At 34.6% G+C, this 18,809-nt stretch carries 7 protein-coding genes; 3 read left to right on the forward strand and 4 right to left on the reverse strand.

Going from position 1 to position 18,809, the window contains the following annotated elements:
• Window positions 1-192: 192 nt before the first annotated feature.
• On the reverse strand, window positions 193-1,434 hold the full coding sequence (locus tag QZZ53_RS04055) for an ABC transporter permease (protein WP_296381754.1): 1,242 nt from the start codon (window positions 1,432-1,434) through the stop codon (window positions 193-195).
• 177 nt (window positions 1,435-1,611) lie between these two features.
• Here QZZ53_RS04055 and hisS point away from each other — a divergent pair, with 177 nt between their 5' ends.
• Window positions 1,612-3,276 carry a histidine--tRNA ligase gene (gene hisS, locus QZZ53_RS04060; RefSeq protein WP_296381756.1) on the forward strand — a complete coding sequence of 555 codons (1,665 nt, stop codon included), beginning with the start codon at window positions 1,612-1,614 and terminating at the stop codon, window positions 3,274-3,276.
• Window positions 3,277-3,360: 84 nt separating this feature from the next.
• On the opposite strand, the gene QZZ53_RS04065 is transcribed toward hisS, so the two are convergent.
• From QZZ53_RS04065 to QZZ53_RS04075, 3 genes are all read right to left on the reverse strand, one after another.
• Window positions 3,361-10,773 (reverse strand): choice-of-anchor D domain-containing protein, encoded by a 7,413-nt coding sequence (locus QZZ53_RS04065; RefSeq protein ID WP_296381758.1) that lies wholly within the window; start codon window positions 10,771-10,773, stop codon window positions 3,361-3,363.
• A 175-nt stretch (window positions 10,774-10,948) separates the two neighbouring features.
• Window positions 10,949-13,456 carry a M14 family zinc carboxypeptidase gene (locus tag QZZ53_RS04070; RefSeq protein WP_296381761.1) on the reverse strand — a complete coding sequence of 836 codons (2,508 nt, stop codon included), beginning with the start codon at window positions 13,454-13,456 and terminating at the stop codon, window positions 10,949-10,951.
• A 354-nt stretch (window positions 13,457-13,810) separates the two neighbouring features.
• Window positions 13,811-17,209: an amidohydrolase family protein gene (locus QZZ53_RS04075; protein ID WP_296381764.1), complete on the reverse strand. Its 3,399-nt coding sequence runs from the start codon at window positions 17,207-17,209 to the stop codon at window positions 13,811-13,813.
• A gap of 257 nt (window positions 17,210-17,466) precedes the next feature.
• Between QZZ53_RS04075 and QZZ53_RS04080 the strand changes: the two genes are divergently transcribed.
• Both QZZ53_RS04080 and QZZ53_RS04085 read left to right on the forward strand, forming a co-directional pair.
• Window positions 17,467-18,255 (forward strand): hypothetical protein, encoded by a 789-nt coding sequence (locus QZZ53_RS04080; protein WP_296381766.1) that lies wholly within the window; start codon window positions 17,467-17,469, stop codon window positions 18,253-18,255.
• Between the two features lie 139 nt (window positions 18,256-18,394).
• Window positions 18,395-18,682 (forward strand): DUF2188 domain-containing protein, encoded by a 288-nt coding sequence (locus QZZ53_RS04085; protein WP_296381768.1) that lies wholly within the window; start codon window positions 18,395-18,397, stop codon window positions 18,680-18,682.
• The last annotated feature ends 127 nt before the right edge of the window (window positions 18,683-18,809 follow it).

Here is an 18,809-nt window from a genome sequence, read left to right on the forward strand (position 1 = left end):
TTGGCTTCTATGAATAAGCTGTAGTTTTGTCTCGCTAAACTTGTTTCAGTGTCTATTTGCCTATTAGATTCTGAAACAAGTTCAGAATGACAAATCCCTCATTTGAAACTGAAATCTCAGATTTGTGAATTCAAAATGAATAAAAAAATAGTAGATTGTTTTAATGAGATTCCTACTTTTATAAGAACTTAATTACTCATAACGCAAAGACTCAATAGGATCTAATTTAGCAGCCTTCGTCGCAGGATACAAGCCAGAAACTACAGCGACAATAAAAGCAATACTTGTTGCCCAAATCATAGCAATCCAAGGCGTAGAGAAGTCGAGTTTAAAACCTTTTGCAACTCCCCAACCAATTAAAATTCCGAGGATAATTCCAAGAATTCCACCAAGCTGACCAATGATTACCGTTTCCATAAAAAACTGAAAAGCAATAGTTCTACTTTTAGCACCTAAAGCTTTACGTACTCCGATTTCTCTGGTTCGTTCACTTACTGAAACTAACATAATATTCATTAAAGCAATGGTAGAGCCAAAGATGGTGATGATACTAATAATCCAAGCGGCAATATAAAGAGCAGACGTATTTTGAGCGACACGATTTAATAAATCATCACTACGCTCAATACCAAAATCATTTTTTTGAATTGGGTTTAATCCTCTTATATTTCTAAAGGTTAAAATAGCATCTTCTTGTGCACCTTCGAGCATATCCTTTTTATCTACTTTGATGCTTAAGTTGTAATTAATATTTGCATTTGTATAGATGGATCGTGCCTTTTGAATTGGCATAATCACTCGTAAATCTTGATTATTACCAAAAGTAGATCCTTTTTCTTTTAAGACACCAATAACTTTAAATTTAGAACCTCTAACACTTATGGTTTTATCTATTGGGTTGTCTTCAGGAAATAAAGCTTTTTGCAAATCGCTACCAATAACACAAACGGCATTACTATTTTCAATATCAAAAACATTTAATGAACGACCATTTTCAACTTCTAAACCAGAGTTTTCAATAAAATTTTCATTAGAGCCTATAACTGCAACCTCTGGATCGGTCTTATTGTTTTCGTATTTTACTTCGGCAAAAGCAGTTCCGTAAAAAGAAACACCAACCTTTGTAAATGGATAATCGTAGGTATCTTCAAAAGCTTTAATGTTTCTGTAGTTAATTACAGGATTAATTTTTTGACGCTCTCTACTGCTTTGTCGTTGCGCTCTAAACTCATAACGCTGTATGTTAAATGTGTTGGCTCCCATTGAAGAAAAGTTACTTGAGAGTGTATTTTCTAGAGCAGAAACACCACTAAGAATCCCAACCAAAGCCATAATGCCAATTGCGATAATTAAAACGGTTAAGATGGTTCTAAGCAATTGACTTTTAATAGAGCCAAAAGCAATTCTAATATTCTCTTTAGCTAATGAAAACATAGTTTTATCTATTGTTAGTTGGGTTGTTTAAAAGTATAAGACTAATTAAACAGCATAAAGTTACTATAAAATCGAATTATCTTAGCAATGCCTTTAAAATTTATAATATTTTTGTGACGAATGTTGAGTTCAAATTAAGTTTCACTAAAAGAGATTCCTGCTTTCGCAGGAAATAATATGGCGCAAAAACCAAGTATCCCAAAAGGCACAAGAGATTTTAATGCAGAAGAAGTAGCAAAACGGTCTTATATCATGGAAACGATTAAGGAACAATTTAAGGTCTTTGGATTTCAGCCCATAGAAACTCCAAGTTTTGAAAACTCTGAAACTTTAATGGGAAAATATGGTGATGAAGGCGATCGTTTGATTTTTAAGATTTTGAATAGTGGTGATTTTCTAAGAACATACAATGAAAATTTGATCAAATCCATTAAACTTTCTTTACATAACTTAAGATTTTATTTAAGAAACGAAGCTAAGCCTGATTTAAATGTTTTTGGTGAAAATTTTGTTAATGAACTTCCAGACATATTAAGAAAAGACAAAGGGATCAAGTTTGATGAATCAATAATTAATTTAAGGAATCTAGCTAATGACTTATGGAACAAAATTGATAATACAATAAGTAAAAATTATTTACTAGAGTTATTAGTTGAAAATGATGATGAAAAAGACCAAAGGTTAACCAACTTGTCAGTTATAATTTTTGGTGAATTTTATTTTGAAATTGGAACAAAGTATTTGGGTAATCATATTTCGGAAAAGGCACTTCGTTACGACCTCACAGTACCTTTCGCACGTTACGTAGTACAACACCAAAACGAAATAGAATTCCCCTTTAAACGTTACCAAATGCAACCAGTTTGGCGTGCAGACCGTCCACAAAAAGGCCGTTTTAGAGAGTTTTATCAGTGTGATGCAGATGTTGTGGGTTCTAAATCTTTGTTTCAAGAGGTAGAATTTGTACAATTATATGACGCGGTGTTTTCGACTTTAAAATTAGAAGGTGCTACCATTAAAATAAACAACCGTAAAATTTTATCTGGTATTGCAGAAGTGATTGGAGCACAAGATAAATTGATTGATTTCACAGTTGCTTTAGATAAGCTAGACAAAATAGGAGAGGAGAAGGTAAAAGAAGAAATGCGTAATAAAGGTATTTCTGAAGATGGTATTACCAAGCTTCAGCCTTTATTTACATTGAAAGGAGATTTTGGAAATCAGGTAGAGAGTTTAAAATCTATTTTAAATACATCCGAAATTGGATTAAAAGGTATTGAAGAATTAGAATTCATAAATACAGCAATTTCAAACTTAGAATTAAAAACAGCCAAGTTACAACTCGATGTGACTTTAGCTCGTGGTCTTAACTATTATACAGGAGCAATCTTTGAAGTATCTGCTCCAGAAGGTGTGAAAATGGGATCTATTGGAGGAGGAGGTCGTTACGATGATCTTACAAGTATCTTTGGCTTAAAGAATATGAGTGGAGTAGGAATTAGCTTTGGTTTAGATCGTATCTATTTAGTATTAGAAGAATTGAATCTGTTCCCAGATACGATTGCAGAATCTACCAAAGTATTGTTTATTAATTTTGGTGAGAAAGAAGCTATGGCTTGTTTACAAGCCGTAACGAAGCTTAGACAAGCTGGAGTAAAAGCAGAGCTATATCCAGATGCTTCTAAAATGAAAAAACAGATGAATTATGCCAATAAAAGACAAATTCCTTTTGTGGTTTTGGTTGGTGAAGAAGAATTAAAAGCTGAAAGTTTTACGTTGAAAAATATGGATTCTGGTGAGCAACAAAAGCTTCAGATAAATGAATTATTAGAAGCATTATAATAAATTTAGTCGTTGTTATAAATAAAAAAGTCCTGATAAAATCAGGACTTTTTTTGGTTAAGATTTAAGATTTGGGACAAAAAATTATTTTACTAAAACTTTCTTAGTCGCTACTGAACCGCTTTCAGTATATAACTTAACAATGTAAGTTCCAGTGCTTAAATTCTTAACTTCATATTCAGAGTAACCGCTCTCTGAAATATTTTCTATTGTATAAACAGATTGTCCTATAACATTGAATAGTTCAATTGATTTTACGTTTATAAGGTTAGGGTTTATTAGTATTATTTTTTCGATATCATTAGAGTATAGCACATCAATACTATTGATCGTTTGATCATCAACTCCAAGAGAATCATGGTTTGTTGTGAATGTGATTTCAAAACGATCTAGATATTCACCAGCGTTTAAGAATACTTCGTAATCACTCTCTCTTAAATCATGATAAAGATCTAATGTGATGTCGTGCACATAGATTTCCAAGTCATTTGGTACATTTTCTAAGTCATCAATTGTAATAGTGTTTAAACCATCTGAATCGGTTTTAATACCTAATGGATATACAGAAGATTCTTCAGCTTCATCACTAGCTTGTATAATATATTCTTCATCATTTATCATCCAGTACATATCGTCCATCTGGCTTTCGTTCATTTTTGCATCAAAAGCCCAATCAACATCTAGAGACGCTCTTTCATCTATAGTTAAAAGTAATTGACGACGTAATGTATTAACAGAGTTAAACCCTATTCTAAATTTCATTCTATCATCAATCTCTTCATCGTTATAATCACTTTGAGTTGCTGTTGCATTAGCATTTCTCATAAATACTGAAGAAGCACCTCCTTCTTTTCTGAAGATACGTTGACCATTATTAAAATTAATAGCACCAGTATTTTCTGCTGTAACAAAGAAACCTTGCCCTACAGGAATATAACGTCCAGGTAATTTAGTTGGAGTTCCGCCGGTTGCTACATCTGGATCATTAGTTCCGTATGAGGCTGCTGCAACAGCTCCAGAGAAGTTATAAGTTGCGTAACCACCTTGGTAATCTGCTAAATTATGAGAAGCTCCTCCCCAATGTTCCCAGAAATAAAGTGTACCACTAAGTAATGGAGTTGGGTCAGTAGCAGGATCATAATCTAATTCTGGACCATTATCTGCAATAAATATATCAGCATCTATAGCCGAAGCATAAGGGTTACCAACTAAATAGTCGTTACCAGCATTTATAGTTAGATTAATATCTCCATTATTTGGTTTTCCTAAATATACATAGTTCTGATCTGTTAATATAGAACCTGTACCTGGACCTTTCATAGTGAAGCCTTCACCTGCACTAATAGAACCTGTACGTCTTACATGTTGCCATGCTGAATAATCGTCAGTTGGCTGATTGGCATATTTCCATATCCAATAATCAGCAATACCTACTGGGTTAGTCGCTGCACCATCATAACCAGAGGTTAAAAAGTTAATAGGATTTGTACCATCGTACATAATATCTTGTACAGTATAACGATAATCGTTTTTTGCAATATCTGTTTCACCTACTGGAGCAGACCAATAATTATAAGTAAACGTATCTGCAGTACCTTGTTGGTCGCGTTCTAACGCACCAGTACCAATAACATCTAAATCACTATTTGCAGATTGAATCAGTTGTGATTCACCTTCGAGATCTAATTTTCCTGTTAAGCGCATGTAATGTGAAACGGTTATACCATTTCCGGCACTTGTACCTGTGTTCCCATTTAGAGTTAATTCATTTGCATCTACATATAGTCCTAAAACTTTTCTGTTATCTAAATTTGCAGCTGGTAAGCTTGAATTATCAACAGATACATTATGAGATGTTCTAATGATATTCCAATCAACAGTTACAGTAGGATCAACTATCGATGTAGATCCTGGAATATATTGTTCGCTTCCGTTAGTCCAAGTTGCAGTTGTATCCCAATCTCCATTTTGAGTAGATTCATAAGGTAAAGGTGCAGTTTGTCTAGCAACAGTATTTAAATTTCTTAATGCTCCTTGATTACCATTACCAGAAGCATCTTCTGTATTTGTATAGGTATATACTGTCATAGGATAATAACCTGCTAAATCAGACCAAGGTATTGCATCAATATCGTGTTTAGTTATTGTTGATGGCAGTTCTTTGCCCATTACTTGACCTGAATTGTCTTCAATTTCTTGATTCATAACAAAACGTAATTGGTCTTCGGTTAGTGCTGTATCCCAAACACGGACTTCATCAATATTTCCTTGAAAGTGCTGAACAGGTGTGTTTTTACCAGCTGCAGCAATATAGAAAGATTCGTTTGTTGCTATAGGTGCTGTTCTGTTAGCAGAATTATCTAATACTCCATCAATGTATAAATAGACTGATGAGCCATCATATATTGCGGCAACATGGTGCCATTCATCATCAGGAATTACTGTATTAGAAGAAAGAGATTGATTGCTGCCATTTCTCCAGTATATTCTAAGTTGATTAGTGTTTCGCATTCTTAGATCATAACCTTGTGTAAAAGCCGCATCTCTTTTAGATAAAATAGAAACTTCACCTGTATCGGCTGCATCACGTTTTACCCAAGCAGAAATTGTAAAACCAGTTGGGTCTAAATCTAACTTGTCTTCCATATCTATATAATCTACAGCTCCATCAAAATAGACAGAACGCTCAACTATAACTTGTGGTGCATAACCAAATGTAATATACTTAGTACCATCAAAATCGTAATCTGCTTCTAAATTACCGTTTCCATCAGAAGTCATAACTCTATAATCTGCTGTAGGATCGAATACTCCTGTGCTAGAAATAAACATATAATAACTTCCAGGAGGTGTAATGTTTCTTACAGCTTGTTCTTGTAAACGCACTTTTGCTTTAGAGATATCACCACCGGATTCAACAACTTTCCAAATACGTTGCATCGCAGTGAAGGTTACTTCTGTCGTTAATGCAGGTGCTACACCAGAACTCATATTCACTGTAACAGTTGTTGCAGCTAAGTTTAAATCTGTTCCATTATTTCCCCAGATTAAGAATTCTTTATCGCCTAAAGTTGTAGGGTTGCTTGACTGATTAAGGTTGTTTGTATCATAAATATCCGTTAAACCGATAGAAAGAACACCTTGAGTTCTACCTGTACCATCAGTAGCGTTATTTACACTTCTAGATTGTTTTTGATTTAATTCTGAAGCATCATCTCTACCAATACCTGCAATATCATAGTTGTACCCACTATTTACAGATTGATCCCAAATAACTGTACCATCACTATTTACATAATCTTGTGATGTGCCATTTGTGCCAAGTGTAATACCATATTTAATACCTAAATAAGATTGTATCCTATTACGTTCTTGAGTTAAATTAGCATCTGTCTTTCTTGTAGTATAGGTAATAACTTCTGCAACTCTAGCATTTAATGTTGCTTCCCAGCCTTCACTTCGTCCAATCCACCATCTAGAATCGCTAGTATTCATATACTCAGCAATATCATTTTGAGTAGTTTCAATATCATTAGCATTGTAGTACAACTCTTGTTGGCTATTTGCGCTATTATTTCGTGTGTTAATAATACCTACATTATCATAACTAGATCCTGTACCTATTTCAGCTACAGCGTAACCATCACCTGATTCAGATTGGGTATACGAATCATGTGCATAACAAATAATTTCGTTATTAATTCTACCTGTATAATCACCGAAACCTATTCCAGTCGCATCAGCTGCACCTGTTTCTAGATGTGCGTCACTACAAAAGACATCCATAAATCCGAATGAATTAGTAATAGAAGTATCATCTGGAATCATAACAATAAACACCTCTTGCGTATAAAATCCATAATCTCCAGATAAAAACTCAGAACTTGTATTATCATGAGAAAAATCAGTGTCTTCAGAGAATGATGTGTAAGTATTATCAAATTCTATTACTGGATTAAAGTTAACATTTCTTGTCGTATTATCATAGTAAGTAGGTGCTTGTGCGCTTTCTTGAACTCTGGCATCACTACCAAGACCTTGATCTTGCCAAGCTGTAACATTTTGTCCATCAGTATAACTTAAACCATCATCTGCCTTTAACCAAAGTGCTAAATTAGATGTTACACCTCCAGGTGCTACTGTTGGAGTAGGTTTATTTGTCATGGTAACCTGATCTATGGCCATATCACCTCTGTTGTCACCAATGGTATCACCTCTTAATCTTATTCTAACTGTTTGACCAATATAACTACTAAGATCTATACTTATTGGGGTGAAAGAAGCATTAGTAAAGTTGTGTGTTAAATCAGATTGTGTAAAAAGAGTATTAGGGTAAGTAAGTCCGTTATCGGTACTTAACTCAACATTTAGGTTCCCCATGTATCCTGTCGATGAAGCATACATATGGTAGAAAAATGTAAACCTTGGGTTGGCAGTACCAGTTAAATCAAAACAAGGACTTATTAATTGAGCAGTGTCGTTTTGGTTTCCATCAACTTCCGTATAGATATAAAAACTTCCATCTTGTGCAGCATTAGGTCCTGTGCTTCCTGAAGGTGTAGTGCCACTTGTTCTGCTCCAGTCAAAGTCATCTTGTACTCCGTCAATATCTTGTGTCCAAAGACCAAAACCAGATTCAAAACTTTCTTCATAAGGGAAAGTAGATACTGTTGCTCCACATGAGCCAGGTGTAATTCCGTAACCTTGAATACTAAAGTTGTATGGGTTTTCGTCACTATCACCATTAACAATACTAACTGTGGCAGTTCTTAAACCAGCCACACTTGGATCAAATTGTATATTGAAAGTTGTGCTTCCTGAAGCTGCAACAGAAGCTGCGGGTGAAGCCGTTACTGTAAAATCAGCTGCATGTGTTCCACCTATTGTTATTGTTCCAACAGATAATGTTGCTGTACCAGTATTTTGAATAGTAAATGTGTTTGTATCTGTTGCACCAGTTACAGAGATGGCACCAAACTCTGTGTCATCTGTTGTGGTAGGTGTAGTGTCTCCATCAGCAATAGTATTAGAATTACCAGTAATATTAATTTCTGGTGTAGGAACAATACCTGTTCCCTGTATATTGAAGTTATATGGATTTTCATCAGCATCATCATTAAGAATGGTTAGTGTTGCAGTTCTTAAGCCTCCTGCTGATGGATTAAATGTAATTTGAAATGTTGTATTTGCACCAGCTGCAATTGGTGTTGTTGGAATAGCAGTTACAGAAAAGTCTCCTGAGTGAGCACCAGATATAGTTACGAATGGAGATCCACCTGTTAAGTTTAAATTATTTGTTCCGCCATAATTATGTATAGTAAATGTATTTGCAACAGGAGTACCAACATTTGTAGAACCAAAATCTGTGTCGTCAGTAACTGTAGGTGTAGTATCACCATCAACTATAGAGTTACCGTTTCCTGTAACATCAATTTCTGCAAGTGGTGATGAGGCTATAATGTTGATTGTATAATCTTCTACTTCGCCAAAATCTGGAGTATTACATGGGTTCGTAACTACAATAGCATCATCCATCATCACTCTCATTCGAGTAGCACCAGTGGTCGCACCTAAAGGTACGTTGATAGTTCCAGTTTGAGGTGAAACAGTGTCTGGTCCAACTTGAAACACAAGTTCTCCAGGGTCATTAAAGTCATAATCTTGATTAAAATCTATCCATACTGTTACACCTTCATTATATAATGTTCCAGTCCAGAAAGGTGTTACTGAGATAGCATGTGTACTTCCTTGTGTTAGGTTGGTGGATATGCCAGTAAAATCTGAATATCCAGTAGGAGTTGTTCCTCCAGTAGAGTTATTGTTTATTGTATTTAAGCTTACATTACTAATATATTCAAAGCCATCATTGGCACCAATAACTGTACAATAAGTTGGTGTAACACCAGTACCTTGAATATCAAAAGTATATGGGTTCTCATCTGTATCATCATTAGCAATGGATATTGTTGCTGTTCTTACGCCGTTTGCACTAGGATCAAAAGTTATATCGAAGGTTGTGCTAGAACTCATACCTATCGTAGCAGTTGGTGTTGATGTAAGAGTGAAATCAGCGGCATTAGTACCACTTATACTCACATAAGGGGATGAATCAGTTAATATAAGGTTACTAATACCAGTGTTTTCAATTGTAAATGTATTTGCATTAGTGCCAGAAGGTACATTAACACTACCAAAGTCTGTGTCATCGGTTAAAGAAGGTGTAGTATCACCACTGGCTATTGAGTTTCCAAGACCAGTGATATTTATTTCTGGATTGGATCCGCATGACGGACATCCGGATGTTAAATTACTTAAATCAACAATTTGTATTTCGTGCGACATGGTATTTCCACTTCTATGTGACCAGTGTGCCGCTTGTGTTGTAGAATTGAAATAGTAATTTCTCCAGCCTCTTGCATAAGCAGTTCCGCCACCAGTACTTGTTGAAGAGCCAATGATTAAAGCTTCGCTAGTATTAGTTAAACTCGCAGAAGAAATATCAATTGTTGATTCACCTGCTGTATTTGATGTGTTTGCTGAAAACCTTGTTACAGACAAACCTGAATTGGATAATACATGTACAAATTGTCTGTTAGTACCGTTAGATAAATGACCAGATTGAAAAGCCCAATCCACAGTTTGATTATTAGAACCTGGATCCATTTGGGGCCAGTTATCTTCAATAGCTTCATTAACTCCACTAGCAGTGTTATCTCCTCTATGATGACTAAAAATTATAGCTTCGCTCCATGCACTTACATCAGTAGCTGTTCCTGTACCATCAGAGTTATTTCTTATTGTAATGCTTCCTGTATCAGCACTTACATTGCCTGAATCACCATGTAATACGGTCCAGTTACTTCCAGTAAATTCAACAAGTGTTACATATACAGTGATATTGTTTGTGTTAGAGCCTTTTTCAACCCTTAACGTCGTTGCATTTTCTAAGTAGGCGATAGCTGTACCAGTATCTGCACCAGCAGTACCATCATTTGTTAAAATACCAGTTATAAATGGAATACAGTCGTTTACATTACTAATACCAGATATGATTTCAGTTACACTATTTGCAGCTCCATCTAAAGAAACTGCATATCTCCCTATAGTAATCATTTCATTACTTCCGCCTGGTGCACCAATATATTCCCATATTGAGGTATTAAATCTCGTATTAGAACTAGAAGACCCAGATTCTCTATAATAGCTTAAAGTACCAGTGCCTGTTAGAACCCTTGCTCCAGATAAATCATCGGCTGCTAAGTTGCTAGCAGTACCATTAATACCTGCGGTTACTTTTCTATTATTATTTGCTAGAGCTATAGCATTATTCAAGGAAGATACTGCAGTAAAACTTGTATTTGTTCCTCCAGTGTTTCCAACATCATTTTGCACATGTTGTACATTAAAGTCTGCTGTCTGAGAATAAGAAAAAACTGTAAATAGAAAAGCACATGCAATCAGTGCATACCTCCTAGAGGTTAGGGTAAAAGTTGTCATAAGCGGTTAATTTTAGTTTGGGACTAAATTATGTGTCAAACATAGTCTAATATTCTATTAAGTGCAAATATAATCGTTGAAACGCATCATTAAAATCTAACTATCTGTGATTCAGTGAAATAAAAAAGGCTCTATTTTTAATTAAATAGAGCCTTTAGGTGGTATTTGTTACCTACTATTGCTTAATTATCTGTTTTGCAATAGATTGATTTGTTGTTAAATCGTGTATTTTTAGAATATAAGTTCCACTCTTAAGATTATCTAAAGTAGATAATCGTATCGTTTGATTATTTAATTCTAACGTGTTGGTAATAATAGATCTTCCTAATACATCATAGATGTTAAATGTTAATGTATTTCCAGTTAAAGATGATGGTAATTTAATGTCAATAACATCTTTAAATGGGTTAGGGTAAAGGCTTATATTTTCTAAACTTTGGTCGTCAATATCTAAAACTTGCTCAAATAAGTTGACTGTATAATCTTCAACCTCACCATCGTCAAAACTTTCACATGGATTATCTTGAGTTTGGTTTGCTGAGCCATAATATTTCATTATAACACGCATAACTGTATCTCCAAGTTTTGCTTCTGATGGTACAGTAAAGTTTGTATTCGAAACTGTTTGAACTTCTGATGAGTTAGATGATAATACTTTCTCTGAAGCACTAAATGTTCCATCCTGATTATAATCTATCCAGACAGATACGGCTTCATCATAATTAGTCCCTGTCCAATGTTTTGTTACAGAAATATTATTATTAGAGGTTCCTACTTCAATTGGGTTAAAAATTGTCATACCCTTATAGCTAGTATAACCAGATGCTGTTGAGCCTACAGAATTATTTGCAGTACCATTTAATCCTACTTCTCCAATATATTCGTATTGTACTCTGTTTCCAGTTGCTGCACAATAAGAAACAAGGGCAGTTGTAAAGTTATCTGTAGTAGAATACGCTGAAGATATAGCATCACAATTAGAACGCACTTCATATTCATAATTTGTATTTGGGTCTAAACCTGTTACACTATAGGAATTTGTATTAATATCAGTAACTTCAGTCCAAGTACCAGAACCAACTTCTCTATATCTTAAATCATAACTAGAGCCAGATCCAGTAGACCAATTTAGTGTAGCTGATGCAGAAACAATGTCTGTAGCATTTAAACTTCCTGGAATTGCTGGTGTTAATGGAGTTAACATAACATCTGCTAATACTTTTTTTTCGTAATTAGCTATTGTTCTATTGTTTAAAGTTACAGGTTGGTAACATGGTGCTTCAAATATTAAGTCGTATGTGCCAGCATATATAGGTCTGTAATAATCACCTTGTGTATCAGATACGGTCCAAGAACCTAAATCATCATGTCCAATAGCTTTAATTGTAGCTCCTTCAATCGGATTACCTGTATTGGCATCTTTTATAAATCCTCTAAAACCATATGTACCTTGTACTAAATAATCGAGTAAAGCGTCTCTATTGTAATTCCAAAAATCATCTAGCTGATTAGCTGAAGGCTTTTTAGTATTTGATAACTCAATAGTCATTTCTTTACATTGATGATCGTGATTCATATAATCTTGGCGACCACCATATACGCGGTACCAGTCTGCACCATGTGTAATACCATTATTTTGGTCGTCCATATAACCACTAGGTCCATCGTTTTGAGCATGATCTCTATATTCTGAAGCGGTTAAAACCCACCATGAATCATCAGGATGTCTATCGTAAGTGTTATCCCAAGGGTAGTTTACTAGCTCAATGCCTCCATGGAAATTTGCAGAAATAACAAAATGATTGTCTTGTGCTAACTGCATAAAATGTAGTGTTTCTGTTTGATATGCATTGCCATCATCGTGAGCACCAGCAATATTATCTGGATAATTTCTATTTAAATCAATATTATTCCCATTTCCACGTCTTGCATTTGCAACTGAGGTGTTGTTTGCACTTAAATGATAAGTGCCATCTGGATTAGCATTTGGATTAATCCATATTTCAGAATTATTAACTAAGTCAGCAATTCTTGCATGATCAGGATGTGAATTGTCTTTATATACCGTAATAAAATAGTCGATTAAGTCTAACATCATTGGAAAACCAGCAATTTCATCACCATGCATCGATGAGGTGTATAACAATTTTGGTTCTGCTTCATCTGTAGAAACATTATCCGAAATCTTTACAAAAAGAATTTCTTTATCTCCTTGTCCTGTTGCTCCAATACTGAAAAATTCAACAATATCAGAATGTTGTGTTTCAAAATTCTGCATTTGTGATGAGTAATCTGCATAAGTTGGGTAAGCAGTTAAAGGAAATTCTAAAGTATATCCAGGTTTTGGAGCTCTAGAATAAGTACTTATATCATCAGACATTAAACGTTCATTGATGTCATTATCTTCTTCAGATACACTGTAAGGAATATTTAAGTCTAAAAAGCTTGAAAATTGTGAACGGTTTGCCCATGCTTTTACTTCATTAGTATTGCTGTTAAAGTTTACAATAGTTAATGATTTAGACAATTGACTTAATTCGGTACTATTTTCAATATTGAATTTGAAAGTCAGTTCTCCTTGTGTTTGGAGTAAGTTGTCGATTGCAATATTATTTAATCTCTGCGCATATGCAGACATAAAGAATAATAGAAAAGCGGTTAAGGTTAAAGTAATTTTCTTCATTAGATTTGGGATTAAATGAAATTAATTTTGGCGCTAATATAGAATTAATTTTGATTTTAAATCTATAAAAAGCATAAAAAACCGATGAAATACATATTTTTTGTAAGTTGATTCTGTTAATCGATTGAATGTCAGTACCATAAATATGAGGCTAATTTTCCGCTAAATATGTATAGAATTGGAAGAAAAGTAATTGTATAATCCTAAATGAAGTCTTTAGAATTGTACCGAGAATCATTTTATAAATTAAAAATTTGATTCTCGATATTAATTTTTTACATGGAAAATATGTGAAACTTTCTTGAATTGACAAGTCTTTATAAAAACACTCAAAGGCTATGGTTTTGAGTACTTTTAGTTTTTCACTCCAGGTAAACCTTTTGGCTTTTTAGTTTGCCAATGAAAAGTTTCCGCCTTCTTTTGAATTGGTGCAACTTCATCTAGTGTATTTGCATCATATACGATACCGTTTTTTACAACATGAGTTAGAGTGTTTGTGTTTCTTAAATTATCAAGAGGGTTATTATTCATAATTAAGATATCTGCGACTTTACCGACTTCGAGAGTGCCTAAGTCATTATCCAGGCCAAGTGCTTCACAACCTTTAATTGTTGCTAATCTTAAGGCATCATAATTACTCATGCCACCACTAGCGACAGCCCATAATTCCCAATGAAATCCTAAACCTTGTAACTGTCCATGGCTACCAATACCACCAATGCCGTCAGCTTCGATAAGATCTTTCATAAACTCAGCATGTTTTTTAAAGACGTGTTCTTCGTCCATAAACCAACCTGGTCTGCGTCTCGATTTTTGTGCTAATTCTTTATAAGGTGTAAAGTATTGTAGCTTCTTATCGTTATATGGTTTTTCTCTAGAGTAGTAGTAGTTTTCTGCCCAAGGACCACCATAACTTACTAAAAGAGTAGGAGTGATTGCCATTTGTGATTGGGCAGCGGTTTTAATTACGTCTTTGTAAATTGGATAAATAGGAAATGAGTGCTCATGACCAGGATAACCATCCATCATGTTCACCATATTCTGTTTAAAGTCTAATCCTCCTTCAGTAGTTGGCATTAATTTTAATTCCTTTGCAGCCATAATTACCCATTGACGTTGTTGACGGTTACCAACCAAGTAACTTTTAATGCTCTTGGTATTGTAGTATTCGCTGTATTGTTTTAATACTTCTTTAGCGTGATCTAGGCTGGTAATATTGTAAGCCCAATACCCAACACCAGGACCTGTACTATATACTCTTGGTCCATGAATCATACCAGCTTCAACCATGTCAGCATAGGTCAATACATCAGTTGTAGCGGTTTGTGGATCTCTAGTTGTAGTTACTCCATAAGCTAGGTTCGCTGAATAAATCCAAACCTGATTTTTATGAACTCCCCAATTTGGCCACATATGCGCATGAGTATCTACAAATCCTGGTGTAATAGTTTTACCTTTAATATCAATAACTTTAGCATCATTTGGTACTGCAAAGCTTCCAGAAGCACCAATAGCTTTAATACGATTGTTTTCAATTAGAAGATCACCATTTTCAATGACTTGTTTTCCATTCATGGTAATGATACGTGCTCCTTTAAGTAAGGTGTTTCCTTTAGGAATTGCACGTTGGTATTTTACTTTTACTTTGTATTCATCGGCCTTAAACTTGGGCTTCTCTTTTTTCTTGTCTTTTTTGTCTTCAGTCTTTGTAGAATCTGTTTTCTTTTCGGTAGCCTTAAGTTCTTTTTCTTTTTTTTTAGCTAAAACAAGACTATCAGAAAATGCCTTTCCTTTAGCCAAATCATATGCAAAGTGACTTGCACCAAGCGACCAATGTACTTTTTTGCTATCGTGTGACCATGCCGGAAATTCTCCTCCCATAATCGTAAGTTTAGTTGCTGGAAATGCTGCATTTTCTGGTTTTGCTAATGAAATAGATGGTGTTTCTCCTATCATAGGAATAATCACCGAATAGATATCATTATTAATTTGAGCTAGAGCATGTGTGCCGTCTGGTGAAATTCTAATTTCACTAGGACGCGAGCCTTTATTGTTTTCTCTCCATCCCTCTTCACTTGTTGGCATTGCTGCTGCGTGATTGTGGTCTTTTCCGAAGACATCAGATGAGCCGTAAGTTTTAATTCCGGTTAGTTTTAAGTGTTCTTTTTCATCACTACCATCCCAACGTATAGATATTAAACCTTTGCTGCCATGGTTTAAATACACACGATTATTCATCTTAGTGAAATGTGGTAACATTCTTCCTTTAGATTTGTCTATAACAGTAATGGTTCCACCTTCTGAAGAAATCCAAGCAATTTCGGCAAATACGCGTCTTTCAAATGGATCAACAGCATCATCATAAGTTTGAGCTGACCCTTTAGTGAAGGCAATACGGTTACTTTGATAAGACCAAGCAGGATAGTTATAAATACCGCGTTCTTTTGTGAGCTGTGTTGGATTACTTTTGCCAGAGGCATTCACTTTATATAAATGACCTCCATCAGGTTTCCATGTGGTAAATACAATCTGCTTACCATCTGGAGACCAAGCTGGCATCGCTTCTGTAAAATTATGATGGGTTAAACGTTTTGGAGTCCCATTGGCTATGGCCATTACGTAGAGTCTGTTCAATGCTGTGAACGCAATTTGCTTACCATCTGGAGATGGTTTTGCATCTCTAATTTGTGTTACAAGTCCTTCAGGCGAATCATCTATTGGGTATTTAAAAGACACCATTGGTCCCATATCTAAATCTACATCCACAGAAAAGGGAATCTCAGTCGCATTATTATCTACAATACTAATGTTATATAGTTTTCCACCATAAGAAGCGATAAGATTTTTACTATCTGGTGTAAAAGCCATTGCTGGTAAAACGCCGAGAGGAGCAATAGATTCTTGGTCGTCTCGTTGTACAGGATAGGCTAACCAACGTTCTTCACCAGTGTTGAGGTTACGAAGTACTAAACCAGTATGTTCTTCAAAACGGCTACCATAAACCATCCAATTACCATCTTTAGATAAGGTCGGAGTAAAGGCAGAACCATAACGAGAAGTCACCATTTCGGTAGTGGCATCTTCTCTGTCGAAGCTCATAATCTGGTATTGTGGCAATTGTGCATTATAATTCCATGCTCCGCGACGTGCAGAAAAGTAAATGTGTTTTCCATCTGCACTAAAAGCTGGATCGATATATTTATTAGCCTTTTGCTTTTTTAGTAAGTCGGCACCAGAGCCACCATCTTTATGGACTATAAAAGGTTTTGTGTTTCTTCGGCCTCGTGTGCCAACAATATAATCACCATCTGGACTCCAAGACGCAGAGACATGATATTTGTTTTTGTCTTTAGTAAGTTGTTTTTGCTCTTTAGTAGCTAAATCCATTGTCCAAAGGTTATCTGAACCACTTTTGTCTGAAATAAATAAAATTGACTTACCATCTGGACTGTAACGTGGATGCACATCGTAAGGCATGCCTTCTGTGACTTTAGTGGCTTTTCCACCTGCAATAGGAATGTTGTAAAGATCTCCCATCATATCAAACATAATGTTTGTACCATCTGGACTCACATCTACTGAAATCCAAGTCCCTTTATCTGTAGTGAAATTGACTTTTCGCGTTGGCTTTAAAGGCAATTCTTTAGTTGCTTTTTTTGTAGAGTCTTTGGCTTTGGTTGTGTCTTGAGCAGTTAATAGATTTAAAGTAAAAAGTAGGAGTAGAGCAATGCAAAAGTGGTTGTGCTTTTTCATAGGTGGTTGATTGATTACATATAATGCTTTAAAAATAAGTAAATTATAACTGAAGACTTAAAATTTTAACATAGTTGGTTTTGTTTTTTAGTGTTAGACTTTTTTCAATTCACTCAGCATTACATTCTTAGTAGTACATAAATCATTATAAATACACTATAGTTGAATATACCTAGTAAAGGGTATGGTTTGCTTTGGTACTTGCTATTAAATTTGACTATTAACCAAAAGCAAACGAATTATGAAAACTAAGTTAGTTGCCAGCTTTTTTTATCTGTTTATGTTATTTATCTGCAATTTCTCAAGAGATTAAACTTGGAGATGTAGTAGTGCTGAAAGCCGATATTCCGATTATTCAAAAAGAAGTTGTTGGCATATCAAGTGATCTAGCAGAAAAGGATAAAATTTTAGACTATTTACAAAAAGGGGTGAAGTTTTACGTGGTCTCTTTAAGTAGTATAAGTTCCGATATTGTTAAATTGAGAGCGGTAAATTTTAACTCTATTTCCCCAGAAGAGAGAAAAAGCCTTGATAAAATGAAAATAATGATAAAAAGTGATTATTATAACGATAAAATTTATGCGATTACCTCAGAGAATTTCAAGGCATTCGCAGAAAAAGTTGTACCAGAAGATAGAATTTCAATAGGAATTATAACATTGCCTTTTAAAGCTAGGCCACAAGAGGATTTTTCATTTGATACTGAGTTAAACCTAAATACGACCTTAAATATTAGAATAGGACACTTTTTAGGATCTTCATTTAATTATCAACTAGGAGCAGGAATAGGAAGTGTAGGATTAAATACCAATAATGCTAGTGGTATTGAAGCAGATGATGCACAAGATGTTGCAACTTTAACGCTATTCAATGGATTAATGTTACAATATAATAACGTACAGGTTGGTTTATATTTAGGGATTGATCACATCAATAATCAAAAAAATTATAATTGGGTTAGCAATGGTAATATATGGTTGGGCTTCGGAATTGGTTATAATTTATTTGAAATAAGCGTTGCTTCTTCAAAAAATAGTCAAGATTAAATTTTTACCATTCATTTTAAATCGATTTATGTCAATTCAAAAGACTAAATGAAGACTCAAAAAAAATATTGCCCTTGCCAAAACAAGGGCTTTTGTTATTTAAAATGAAACACTTATTTTGCATTCGTAATAAAAACTAATGCCAAAACAAAACACTCTTACAGACTCCATACGCCAACTCATAGAAGCTATTCTCAAAGCTCTTGGGTATGACAATAATAGAAAAAGAACATGGCATCAGCATGTGATACCTTATCAAGATGGTTGGGCTGTGCGTAGAGAAGGTAATAAAGGCATTACTTCTAAACATAGAAAGCAAAGTACTGCTATACGTAAAGCAAAAACTTTAGCCAAAAGACATGATGCAGATGTCATTATCCACAGAGCCAATGGTGGTATTCGAGATCGAGTGAGTTATAAGGAATAGTGTCCATTTGTATTAGAATTATTGTTTTTTAATGGCTAAAAGTGTTGTCTTGTTAAAAATACCTAGTACTGAGTATTTTTTAGAATAGTTAAAAGTATTTAATTTACAGAGTATTACGAATATGTGA

The sequence above is a fragment of the Winogradskyella sp. genome (assembly GCF_016744625.1).
Classification (GTDB): domain Bacteria; phylum Bacteroidota; class Bacteroidia; order Flavobacteriales; family Flavobacteriaceae; genus Winogradskyella.

Coding starts and splice junctions, on each gene's coding strand:
- QZZ53_RS04065 (WP_296381758.1), bottom strand. CDS start 10,773: ATGACAACTTTTACCCTAACCTCTAGGAGGTATGCACTGATTGCATGT.
- QZZ53_RS04085 (WP_296381768.1), top strand. CDS start 18,395: ATGCCAAAACAAAACACTCTTACAGACTCCATACGCCAACTCATAGAA.
- hisS (WP_296381756.1), top strand. CDS start 1,612: ATGGCGCAAAAACCAAGTATCCCAAAAGGCACAAGAGATTTTAATGCA.
- QZZ53_RS04055 (WP_296381754.1), bottom strand. CDS start 1,434: ATGTTTTCATTAGCTAAAGAGAATATTAGAATTGCTTTTGGCTCTATT.
- QZZ53_RS04075 (WP_296381764.1), bottom strand. CDS start 17,209: ATGAAAAAGCACAACCACTTTTGCATTGCTCTACTCCTACTTTTTACT.
- QZZ53_RS04070 (WP_296381761.1), bottom strand. CDS start 13,456: ATGAAGAAAATTACTTTAACCTTAACCGCTTTTCTATTATTCTTTATG.